This is a genomic window from Anaerostipes sp. CAG:276 (assembly GCF_000432215.1).
In the GTDB taxonomy this organism is placed as follows: domain Bacteria; phylum Bacillota; class Clostridia; order Lachnospirales; family Lachnospiraceae; genus Anaerostipes; species Anaerostipes caccae.
Genome location: NZ_FR889177.1, coordinates 96659 through 109228 on the forward strand (window position 1 = coordinate 96659; position 12570 = coordinate 109228).

Consider the following 12570-nt stretch of genomic DNA (forward strand, 5'->3'; position numbering starts at 1 on the left):
CCAATCTTTTTCTTACGGAATTATTCAAGATCCGATACTAGCTCCCGATTATTTTTTGGCAGACTAAGACCTGCTTCCTCAAATAAGGTCTTATTGATCACATAGCAATTATACTGTCCCGGCATAGGCAGGTAATAAAGCCTTTCATTTACTGTCAGATTTTTCAGCATAGTGCTCTCATAACGGTCACTGAATTCATATCCGTCCAGAGGAAGCACATCCGCTGAGCTCTCCTCATCTGCCGGCTGGGTGGAGACAACCAAATCCGGGCCATGTCCGGCTTTTAACCGCCGTTTGATCGTAGTGCTCAGCGGACTGGAAGCCATATGTTCCCACTGCAGATCTACATCAGGAAGTTTACTTTCCACATATTTTTCAAAATTATTTAACTTTTGATTATAGACAAGTGTCACTACTGTCTTCTTTTTGCTCTCATTGCTTTTCTTTAAACTGCACCCTGTAAATATAGAAGTCAAACATGCTATGCTTAATATGACCGCCAATACTCTTCTTTTCATTTCCTCCGTTTCTGTTCTCCGGAAGTTTCCAGTTCCTTTCCTGATTCATCCAAAACCTTCTGCAGTGTGTTCATAAGTACATTTAAATCGATAGGTTTTGCTATATGGGCATTCATCCCCGCCTGAAATGCGTTCTGAACATCCTCATTAAAAGCATTGGCCGTCATGGCAATAATCGGTATCTCCTCCGCATCCTCCCGCTCCATTCCTCTGATAGCGCGGGCGGCATCATATCCGTTCATCTTAGGCATCTGGATGTCCATGAGAATGGCATCATATGTTTCCGGCTCTGTATCCTGAAATGCCTTTACCGCCTTAGCTCCATCCGTCATGAGCACAGTTTCTGCTCCGCAAAGTCCAAGCAGTTCACAAAGTATTTCTGCATTAATGGCGTTATCCTCGGCCACCAGAAAACAGCAGCCGGAAAATGCCCTTTTCCCGGAAGAAAGGCTGAATGACGGCTCTGCATTCTTTATATAAGAACTGTTTTCTGCCTGTGCCCGGTCAAACTCTAATTCCACTCTAAAAACAGATCCCTCATTGATCCAGCTTTCCACAGAAATTTTTCCACCCATCAGATCAATCAGTCCTTTTGTAATGCTGAGACCAAGCCCTGTCCCCTCAATATGCGCCGCATTTCCGCTGCGGCTGAACGGCTCGAAGATTTTGGAAACAAACTCCTCCGGCATGCCGATCCCTGTATCTCTGACCGTAAAATGGTAACTCACACGCCCGGCTGATCCTTCTGTTTCAACTTCTTCTGCCAGCAGTTCCACCATGCCTCCCTTATTTGTAAATTTTACAGCATTGCTCAGCAAATTAATAAGGATCTGATTGATGCGGAGAGGATCTCCATAAAAATCTTCATGATTCACCCCTTCCGCCCGTATGCTAAGTGTAAGGCCTGCTTCCTCTGCCTGAGATAAAATCATAACAGAAAGCTGATCCAACAGTTTAGGAATAGATACCTTCGAGAGATTCAAAGTGATCTGTGCCCTCTCAATTTTGCTCATATCCAGAATATCGTTGATCAGGCTGAGCAGGTGCCTTGAAGACACTTCTATCTTATCCAGATATCCGGCCACCCGTTCATCGTCACCAAGATAGGCGGATGCCAGTGTTGTCATCCCCATAATCGCATTCATAGGGGTCCGGATATCATGGCTCATAGCAGAGAGAAAATCACTCTTTGCTTTATTGGCTTCTTCTGCCGATGCGAGCGCATGTTCCAACCGTTTTTTCGCCTGTCTCTCCGCAGTCAGCATTTCCGTCACATCCGCCCTCACCAGGCAGAGTGTCCTATGATTTACGTCTCCCCACAGGACATTGATCTGCTTAAAACGTTCCCCGTTATCTCCTTCATAGGAGAACAGAAAATCATAACCGTTAGGCTTCTCTCTGAGGCGCTCCGTCATTGTCTCAATCCTAAACTGTGTCCGTGCTTCTTCCTTATGTTCTGAAGTACCGTGGTGCTCAACAAATTTAAGAATTGTCCTGTCGTAGTTTTCTACATAATGGGGCTGTAAATTGTCAAGTACGCTCTCCCTCGTATATAATGTCAGGCTTCTGCTGCTTAAATTAATGAACGCAGCCAATTCAAATGTATACGCAATCATATGGAGCAGTCCCTGCTGCTCCCGGATGGAGTCTGTGATATCGCTTCTGGACAGGCAGACCCTGCCAAGTCTCAGATCGACGGCTGAAACTGTCATGTTTTTTGTTCTGATATCCCCTTTATCATCCGAGATGCAAAAGGCAAATGTATACGGCCCGTCTTTTTGAAGCCTGCTCATCATTTTTTCCGGTTCCAGCCCGTTCTTATACTGCTCCCGGTCTCTTGGGACAACCCTTGACCGCAGCATATAGGCGGTCCATTCGGAATGTCTGCCCCTATGCGGCGGAACACAGAATGCATTCTCACTGCAGGAAAGCAATTTATAACGGTCTGCGGTCAGATCAACATCGACAACAAAATCACATCCTGTCACTGACAGCTGCCTGAGGATCAGATCCGAAATCTTCCGCTCGGTGATATCCGTTACCGTCAGAATCCCTGTGATATCTCCGCTGTCAGGCGCTGCTACCATATTCATATTAAATTGTACATATCTGCCCCTCTGATCCTTCGGCAGGCGGACAAAGCACTCAAGCTTCCGCTCTAAGTCTCCCCGCTCAAAGGCCTTTAGAGACGGCTCATTTAAAAATGTCTCCCGGAATGTTTTCCGTTCTTTCTCATCCGTCACCAGACTTGAAAGGCCCATAAAAAAACATTCTCTGTCGTCACTGAAGGTTTCCATCAGATCCGAACCGGTATAATCTAAAATATCGAGAATCCTGCTCTTCGTGACATTGCAGTGCCCCACGACCAGTGCATCGGGACCGGGAGTCCGGTAATGCTTCAGAAGCAGGTCTTTATACTGATTCCTGATCCTCTCCTGCTCTCTCACCGTCTGTGTGATATCCTTAACATACTGCACATAGGCGGGAATTCCATTCCAAACTGTTTTGTGGCAGCGGGCGCTGTACACCCTGTCTGAGCCGGGAATCTTTATCTCATGTTCTTCGCTTCCGGGTTCATATTGTATAATGTTGCAGTATTCACAAGGACTGTCTTTACCGTGGAGGACTTTAAAACATTTTTGACCGGTACATTCCTTTTTTTCCATAAAAAGATTTAAAGATTCATTTGCATAGAGCAGTTCAAAGTTCGATCTGTCAATCACATAGATGCCGTCGGCCGTTTCATTAGCAATCTCCTGAAACAGCCTGGCCTCAGCAGACATTCCGGTAAACACGGCATAAAATCTCATCTTCTCCGCCAAAGGCCCCATGCGCCGGCCATTTAAATGAATCCAGATCAGATTTCCATCTTTATGATACATCCGATATGAGACGTCCAGCACTTCCCCGCTTATAAGAGCAGTTTTTGCGGCTTCCAGCACTCTCTTCCTGTCTGGCTCATAAATAACATCAAATGCATTGCGCCGGACCATTGCTTCAAATTCCATCCGTGTATGGCCTGAAATCATCATCACACCGTCAGAATAAAACTCGGGTATGAATCGTTCCCCTTCCACCCGATAGCTGGCAATCCCTCCCGGTATAGAGTTAATCAGATGTTCCTTCTCCAGCTGAGCTTCTTTAAGATCGGTAATATTATGAAATACACAGAGCACAAGCGGGCACCCATCTTCTTCTCCAATCCACTTCATTTGTACATGGACCCAGACAATCTGCCCATTCCGGTGCTTTTTGCGGAATTCAAATTCTGAAGTTCCTTTTGTCTGAACCACTTCCCCTGCCTTGGAGATGATCATTTCTCTGTCTTCACGGCAGGTCATCTCAACAGCGTCCCTTTTGATCAGCTCCCTGTATTCTAAAGCTGAATATCCGGATAACTCCGATACACCGTCCGAAAAATATACGGTCTCAAAGAAATCAGATACTTTGTAGATCGCCACGCCTCCGGGAATCAAATTTATAATATCCTGCATCTGTTCATTGGAACGGACCAATTCCTCTTTCAGCTGTATCTGTTCACTCACATCTCTGTAAACAGCATAAAAGAGCACGCTGCCATCTTCACCGTGCTCTGCGGACCCATCGATATGGACCCACCGGTATCTTCCCTGATTGTCATTAAAAATACGGCAGGTATGTGATAATGCCGTGCCCTTACGCAATAATCTGTTTACTTTTTCCTTCACTTCCGGAAGGTCTTCCCTGTGTATTCCCTGAAATGCCGTCTCCCGGCTTATTTCCCCGGTATACTCCTCAAAACAGCCTAATGTTTCATAGAATGAGGAGTTGCGGAACACCGGATAAATCCGACCTTCTTTATACAAATACACACACACTCCGCCTGGAATCATCTCCAGGGCCTCCTGGACCTCACGCCTTATCTTCTCCATCCACAGCACCGCCTTTGTTACTGCTTTCCACATTGGACAGGAATAAAAATTCTTATCCCGGCACCAACTCTGTCCATATATATATTAATTAATTTTACCATACAAGGTATAAAAGTGCAATGATCACACACGGATCAAGGGCGAAACAAAAAAACTGCTGTATCAGTAGTATAAATACTAATACAACAGTTTTATGTTTATGTATACTTATTTAAAAATTCTTCTTACTGCGACGATCTTTCTGTATTTTGCATTCTTGGAGATCTTGATTCCCCCTCTGGGATACGGTGCAGAGTTGCTTGCGTGGACAATTTTATTTTTTCCCATATAAATTGCTACGTGTCCGCTGTAACAGATGATGTCTCCCGGCTTCGCCTTCTTGATTCCGCCTTTTACTTTCTTTCCTACTTTTCTCATTCCGTAAGAAGAGTGCGGAAGTCTTTTTCCGAATTTTCTGTAAACAGACATTACATATCCGGAACAGTCGGCTCCTCTCGTCAAACTGGTTCCGCCATATCTATATTTATTACCGACAAAGCGTTTTGCATAATTCACAACTTTCTGCCCTTTATTGGAAGCAGCTTCTGTCTCTCTTGTTCCGCCGATCGCTGAACATCCCACTACAGTGAGCATTATGACTACCATTGCTTTTACTACCAAACGTTTCATGTGTTCTCCTAATCAATCAATACAAATACTACAATAATGTTTCATGTATTTCTTTCACTGTTGCTATTGTAGCTTATATGTAATAAAACTGTCAAGAGTTTTTTAACATTTGTGTAACAATTATATTTTTTTCTTTAATATATCGACAAATCTCTTCACATATCTTAGTTCTTCGTCAGTGATTTCATGCTGGCTGAATCTGCCTTTTTCCGAGATTTTACGCACTTTTTCGAGAGTCAGGACATATTTTTCGTCCAGCTTCTTGCCTTCTGTCAGAGAATTTATTAAATTTTGATAAACTATGACTTTCTCCTTGTTCGTGCTCTTTCTCCAGTTTCTGTACCGGATAATTTCTGCCGTAATCTTAACAATTGTAACAATTACGAAAAAAGATAAGAGCAGTGCAGCCAGGCTCTGAAGAACCAGATTTTTTTTCAAAAAGGAATCCTTCCCGTGTTCTGTGTATGATGCATCCCTCTCTGTCTGATCCTGTTCGGACAGCAGATTCCGGGTATTGGTCACTTCCACCGGAACCCACCCCACATTCTCTACGTATATTTCGGGCCATGCGTGAGCATAAAAATCCGTAACCTGGGCCGTATGATCCCTCTTAAACTTCCTTTCATCAATCCGATATCCCTCCACATATCTGGAAGGAATCCCCGCAGAACGGAACATCATGACCGCAGCGGAGGCATACTGCGTACAGTAGCCTTTTTTATTCTCATTCAGAAAATACCAGATGGGATCTTTCCCCTCCGGGGTAGTTCCGGAGTCGCTTGTATACTGATAGTTCTCTCTCAAAAGTGTCTGAATCATCCCGGTCTTTTTCCTCATGGAGACCACCTGCAGCAGTTCCGGAAATTTCTTTGTAAGCTTCTTCTTTAAATCTCCGGGAACCTTCAAATATTGGCTCCTGACATATTGATTGTAGGAATCCATCGCCTCAAAATATTCCCTTTCCAAAGTTACATCCCCGGTCTGTCCGTCCAGAAGGGCATCGGTGATCCTCCCGTCTGCCTTCAGGATATTGTCTAAGGATACAGGATAGTATGTAAGCGTTTCCTTTTCCCTCTTTCCGTTCCTTTTTATATTGTAATCTCCGTAGTATCTCCCCTTTTCCGGAGAAATACTGCTGAAATAAGGCCAAAGATAATATTCATCCGTAAATTTCTGATAGCGGATCTCTGCATTTTCCGTTTTTTTCTGAAGACCGGTATCTAAAAGTTCAAGGCTGAGCTCAGGAATCTTCAGATCAAAAAACTGGTAGGGCAGATCCAGGCTGTTCTCTCCCAGAATCACCTTTGCGTCTTTCTTTTCCTTTTTCCACATTCCTTTTTCATAAACACCGCTTGTGAATCCCTTCAGATACAGCGTCTCCGGTTTTGAAAGCTTTACTTGAAACAGCTTCGTTCCCCTGGGTGCCACGGAACCGATCTTTCCGATATCGCCGCTTCCGATCCCTCCTGCCACCTGATAATCTTTGCCCTGTGACAGCGTCCTTACAAGTTCCAGTGCCGTCTCCTTCACCGGATTGCTTTCTGCAGGCTCTCCGGCAGTTCCGGATACTGCGACAGCCCCCAGAAGAAGGCATACGGATATGACCGATGCGCTGAATGTCTTTTTGCGTGTCCAAAGGACATAGCCAGTCAATCCGCATAAAAACAGCAGAAACGGTCCCGTGATAGAGTACGGAGTCAGGATCAGCAGACAGGCTTCGACGGCAGATACCACTGCCGCAAAGATCTTCGTCTTCTTCGTCAGATAATGAAATACCACACTGCCCAGCAGGAATAAAAGCAGGATAAAGAGGATACTGTCCCGCCGCGTATACTCAGGCCGGATATCCACGTAATAATAAAATCCCATATCAAACACTTGATTTACTGCATCGGCCATCCGGTTGCTGATCACCTGAAATCCATTGGCAAGAGCGCTCCTTAAAAAAAATGCAGCCGCTACCGCAAAGCCGACTGCGCCGAAGACGGCTTTCGGATACCTTTCTAACAAAACGCAGAGCACTGTCAGGATCGCCACACCGGCACAAAGCAGATAATATTGAAAGGCTCTCGTAAAAAACCCGACAAACACACTGTCTGTCAAGCCAAGAAATATCATGCTCAGAAATATATATTTCATATATGGTTGAATTTTTTCCTTCATATAAAAAGACCCCTTGCAGTCTGATTTAAAATAATTCCAGATCATAGATTCCCTGTTCCAGCCCGCTCCTGTCAACTGTATTCGTCTCCGATTCTGTTTCGACATAAATCAGGTCAGGCTCTGTCTCTCTCATATAAATATGAATTCCCTCATACTCCCTGTTTTCAAAGTTTCCGTCGAAGTCTGAGGCAAACATCTCCCCAAACAATTCTTCATACTGCTGATACCGTTCCAGGTAGTATTCCTTTGTCCCCCAGTAAATTGTCTGAGGCATTCCCTGCTCTAAAAAAAACTTTGAGACAGAGAAAAATACAGCAAAAAAATCATCATATGCCTCTCCCCGCTCCGGAAGACTTAGAAAAATTAAGAGCTTTTCTTCCCTTTCTTCCTCCGTGTCCTTCACCATCAGCAGATTTTTTCCCGCGAGCAGTTTCCAGTGAATCCTGGAGCCTTTGTCTCCGGGCCGGTATTCCTTGAGGCCGTCATACTCATACGGGTCCATGGTCTTTGCCTCCACCGACTGATCTGACATCCGGCCCAGCGGATACGCATCCGGCATGATAAGCACCCCGGCTTTGACTTTTACAAATTTATCTGCCCAAAACAGGCCCGTCATATCCCGCATTTTTATTTTAGCTACCGTTATGTGCACCTCGTCACAGTGGTCAAATTTAAGCGGGATCAAAAAGCCCTCTGACTCCTTCCCGGAATACTCAAATCTCTCCTTTATGACTTTTTTCCGGCCCATGAGCCAGTAGCGCACCTGGTAAGTCACCTCGCACTCTGCGGCATCCAGACACCGGATTCCTTCAAAGATTCCCTTTAAATGAATCTCTTCCTTCCTTGAAGCCGCTTTCCGGTCAAGAGACACTTCAATCTTAAGCTTTGATGTCTTCCTCCGCACGTTCCACCAGGAAAATAACACCAAAACAAATAAGGATGCCAGAAGGCATCCTCCGATGATATTTTGATATAAGATAACATAAATCACGCTTAGGATGATGATTCCAATGATCATGGATGCTCCTTATCTGCTCTCTGGGACAGGGATCTCTTCGGCTATGGACGTAAGAATCTCCCTGACCGTCCTGCGTTTGATCCTCGCCTCTTTGCTTTTCATGACACGGTGGGCGGATGCGGCATAGAAAATCTGCTTAATATCATCCGGTACCATATAATCTCTGTCATCGAGATATGCATTTGCCTTGGCCATCTGAAGAAGAGAGATAGTTCCTCTGGGACTGATCCCCATGCTAAGATCCGGATGATTTCTGGTGGCACATACAAGATCGACAATATACCGGTACAGATCCTCGTGGACATATATCCGCTCCGCCTGCTGTTTCATCAGTATGAGATCCGTCACCTGTATGATCTCTTCCAGAGAATCGATGGCAACATTGACTCTCTCCTGTTTGAGCATCGCCACCTCACTCTCCCGGTCCGGGTATCCCATGGAAATCCGGATCATAAACCGGTCAAGCTGGGCCTCCGGGAGTGAATGGGTCCCCACCGCTCCCAGAGGGTTTTGTGTGGCAATGACCACATATGGATCGGGAAGTTCTCTCGTCACCCCATCTACGGTGATTCTTCCTTCCTCCATGGCTTCAAGGAGAGCCGACTGGGTCTTGGGCGAAGTCCGGTTGATCTCATCTGCCAGGAGAAGGTTGGTGATGGCCGCCCCCTTTTGGTATTCAAAGGATTCACTGCCCTGCTTATAGACAGAAAACCCGGCAATATCCGCAGGCATCACATCCGGCGTAAACTGTATCCTCTGATAATCCAGACCCAGAACCTTAGAAAATGCAATCGCCAGCGTAGTCTTTCCCACACCCGGAATATCCTCGATCAGAATATGGCCGTTGGCCAGGATCGCAGTCATGACCTGCCTTATGATATGATCTTTTCCGATGATCACTTTTCCTATTTCTTCTATTGCTCTTGTGGCCAAATTGCTCATCTTATCACCTCTAAGCCTTCTTTTTTAGATTCCACACGATGGAAGCCATGGCCACAGCCAGGGCTCCGGCCGCAACCGCCAGGCCTAAAAATCCGTTATTCAACGCTCCCGCCGTCAGGTATCCGACTACAGCGCAGACTGCCACAATAAGCGCATAAGGCATTTGTGTTGCAACATGGTCAATATGGCGGCATCCGGCTCCCGCAGAGGCCAGAATCGTTGTATCGGAGATCGGAGAAATGTGGTCTCCGCATACGGCTCCGGACAAAACAGACCCCACCAGCAGCGTCAGCGCAGAAATATCATTCCCCACGACAGCTACGGAGATAGGAATCAGAATTCCAAATGTTCCCCAGGAAGTTCCCGTGGCAAAGGACAGGCCCAGAGCAGCCAGGAAAAACAGGGCCGGAAGCACAGCCGCTGCGGATGTATTTCCGCTGATAATCCCGCTGACAAACTGTCCGATCCTTAAATACTCTTCTCCGCATATGCCGGAAAGAGTCCATGCCAGGCAAAGAATCATGATGGCCGATGTCATCGACTTAAATCCCTGGCTGAAACTCCCGCAGAAATCCACGAAGGCCACGACCTTCCTCGGAATATACAGAAGAAATGTAAAGATCAGCGTTGAAAAGGACCCCAATACAAGACTTCTTCCGCTGCTGCATTCGGACAATGCCGTTATAATATCTTTTCCCTCAAAAAATCCTCCGGTATAAAGCATAAATCCAATACAGGAAGCAATCAGAAACAGAATCGGAAGGATCAGGTCCTTTACCTGTCCTTTTCCGACGACCGGAACATCTGCCTCATGCTTTTGATCGTGTGTCTCATTCCCTTTCTCCTCCTCATACCGCTTCATCTTAGAAAAATCAGCATTCAGGATCATTAAAAATATAAGGAATACAAGTGTCAGCAGTGCATAGTAATTAAACGGAATTGCCTTTACGAACAGGGAAAATCCGTCGATATTGCTGCCCGAAGGCAGGGAAGATCCCACCGCAGCGGCCCAGCTGGAAATCGGTGCGATAATACAGATAGGAGCCGCGGTGGCATCGATCACATAGGCAAGCTTTGCCCTGGTGATCTTATATTTGTCTGTGATAGGCTTCATGACGGTTCCCACTGTCAGACAGTTAAAGTAATCGTCCACAAAAATAACCGTCCCCAGAAGAGAGGTTGCAAACATAGCCTGTCTCTTTGATTTGATTGCCTTCAGCGCCCATTTTCCGTATGCCCTGGAGGCACCTGATTTTGTAATCAGGGCCACCAGGATACCGAGCATCACGAGAAAGATCAGGATATCACAGTTGCTCCCGATCTTTCCGGTCATGATTTCAAATATGGTATTCATCGCTTCCACAGGCTGAAAATGTTCAAACATCAAAGCCCCGGAGGCGATCCCCACCATCAGGGAAAGGTAAACTTCTTTTGTGATCAATGCCAGTCCAATGGCAATGACAGGCGGTATCAGCGCCCAAATAGTTCCGACCATTTATACTGCTCCTCAGTTCTCCTCTTTATAGTAATTGATCAGGCATCCCTTCAGGATGATCTCTCTTTCGTCATCGGTGAGTTCCCCCAGAGTCAGAGCAAACTCCCTGAGTCCTCCGTCTTCCACAACAAAAGCCCTGATCCTGCTGTCTTTGTTCTCTACTGCCTTTCTGATACCAGGCAGGAATAAGAAGTCTTTATTCTTAAACGGAAGTTCTCCTTCTTCGATCGTAAGCGGCAACATGCCCCAGTTGATCAGATTGGAACGGTAGCGCTTTGTTGCATATCCGTTGGCGATATTCGCCCATCCTCCCAGGACTTTCTGGCAGGAAGCCGCCTGTTCTCTGGCAGAGCCGTCACCGGGCTTCACTGCAAATATCGTGCTTCCGACGCCGATATTTCCTTCGCCGGCTTCCGGATACTTCGTATGAACCGCTTCCATCACAGATTTTAATTCTTCCACGGCATCCAGAGGACAGTTCCCCGCCTCTATGGCTTTCTGTGCTTTCTGGATCTCCTTTGCGAGTCCCACATAGGCCGGATCTTTCCTGGACAGTGTAAACTCTGCGAGTCCGAGTGGATTAGAGCGGTAAGAAGAAGTCTCCCCTGACGGGATCAGTTCATCCGTGGTTGTCACTGGGTCATGGATCTCAGACACGACCTTCAATACCAGATTCTCCGGAAGTGCAGACATCTCCGGCCAGTCCTTGATGTTCGGCCCGAACTGTACTTCCACGGAAGGATCTGCCACACCTTTGCTGTCAAAGACACGGTTTTCGTAGATCGTCTTGTCAAAGAAATACTTCGGCACGCTGAAGTCTGTATCAATGTCTGTCGCCGGAGTCAGGTAACCTTTGTTTGCCGCAGTGGCTGCGATCGATCTTGCATCCATCAGTGCAACTGATGCGATCTGTCCGCTCTGCAGCTTGGAGCCTTCTCTGTTCGGGAAGTTTCTTGTAGAGTGGCGGATACTGAACGCATTGTTGGCCGGTGTATCCCCTTGTTGGCCGGTTTATCCCCTGCTCCAAAACACGGTCCGCAGAAGGCCGTCTTCACAACTGCGCCTGTAGCCATCAGGTCTGCCACTGCCCCGTTCTTTACAAGTTCCATGAATACAGGCGTACTTGCCGGGTAAACGCTCAGGGTGAATTCATCGGAGCCGATGCTGGCACCCTTTAAGATATTGGCTGCCTCACAGATATTCTCATATCCGCCTCCTGCACATCCAGCGATGATCCCCTGATCCACATACAGCTTTCCGTCTTTGATCTTATCCTGAAGAGAGTAGTCTACGGCTCCGTCAAGGCTGACCAAAGCACGTTTTTCAACTTCTGCCAGGACATCCTTAAGATTTGCATTGACTTCTTCTATTGTATAGGTGTTGCTCGGGTGGAACGGCATGGCGATCATCGGCTTGATCTTTGACAGATCCACTTCCACCATTCCGTCGTAGTATGCGACTGCTCCCGGATTTAATTCTTTGTAATCTTTTTCTCTTCCGTGTATCTCGTAAAATTCTTTGATCGTGTCATCGGTCTTCCATATAGAAGAAAGACAGGTAGTCTCTGTGGTCATAACGTCGATGCCGATCCGGAAATCGGCAGACAGGTTTGCCACACCCGGTCCTACAAACTCCATCACCTTATTGTTAACATATCCGCATTCAAACACGGCTCCGATAATGGCCAGAGCCACGTCCTGAGGGCCTACCCCTTTTTCAGGTTTCCCGGTGAGGTAAACACCTACCACGGAAGGCATATTAATGTCATAAGTACGGTTCAGAAGCTGTTTTACCAGCTCCGGTCCTCCCTCGCCCATGGCCATTGTTCCCAGTGCTCCGTAGCGGGTATGGCTG

7 protein-coding genes and 1 pseudogene are annotated in these 12570 nt (G+C 46.5%); all 8 read right to left on the minus strand.

Annotated elements, in window-relative coordinates:
* Nucleotides 1–20: 20 nt before the first annotated feature.
* On the minus strand, nt 21–518 hold the full coding sequence (locus tag QVP35_RS03065) for an ABC transporter substrate-binding protein (RefSeq protein WP_006566694.1): 498 nt from the start codon (nt 516–518) through the stop codon (nt 21–23).
* Nucleotides 515–4429 (minus strand): PAS domain-containing hybrid sensor histidine kinase/response regulator, encoded by a 3915-nt coding sequence (locus tag QVP35_RS03070; RefSeq protein ID WP_022260779.1) that lies wholly within the window; start codon nt 4427–4429, stop codon nt 515–517. Before QVP35_RS03070 ends, QVP35_RS03065 begins: the two co-directional genes overlap by 4 nt.
* A 207-nt stretch (nt 4430–4636) precedes the next feature.
* A complete protein-coding gene (locus QVP35_RS03075) occupies nt 4637–5098 on the minus strand; it encodes a C40 family peptidase (RefSeq protein ID WP_006566692.1) in 462 nt (153 codons plus the stop codon).
* Nucleotides 5099–5218: 120 nt separating this feature from the next.
* On the minus strand, nt 5219–7237 hold the full coding sequence (locus tag QVP35_RS03080; protein ID WP_158565675.1) for a transglutaminase-like domain-containing protein: 2019 nt from the start codon (nt 7235–7237) through the stop codon (nt 5219–5221).
* A gap of 49 nt (nt 7238–7286) precedes the next feature.
* Nucleotides 7287–8279 carry a DUF58 domain-containing protein gene (locus tag QVP35_RS03085; protein ID WP_006566690.1) on the minus strand — a complete coding sequence of 331 codons (993 nt, stop codon included), beginning with the start codon at nt 8277–8279 and terminating at the stop codon, nt 7287–7289.
* 9 nt (nt 8280–8288) lie between these two features.
* Nucleotides 8289–9221 (minus strand): AAA family ATPase, encoded by a 933-nt coding sequence (locus tag QVP35_RS03090; protein WP_006566689.1) that lies wholly within the window; start codon nt 9219–9221, stop codon nt 8289–8291.
* Between the two features lie 10 nt (nt 9222–9231).
* Nucleotides 9232–10716, minus strand: a complete 1485-nt coding sequence (locus tag QVP35_RS03095) for a Na+/H+ antiporter NhaC family protein (RefSeq protein WP_006566688.1) — start codon at nt 10714–10716, stop codon at nt 9232–9234.
* Between the two features lie 12 nt (nt 10717–10728).
* A pseudogene (locus QVP35_RS16535) lies at nt 10729–12570 on the minus strand (hydratase); the annotation flags it as partial.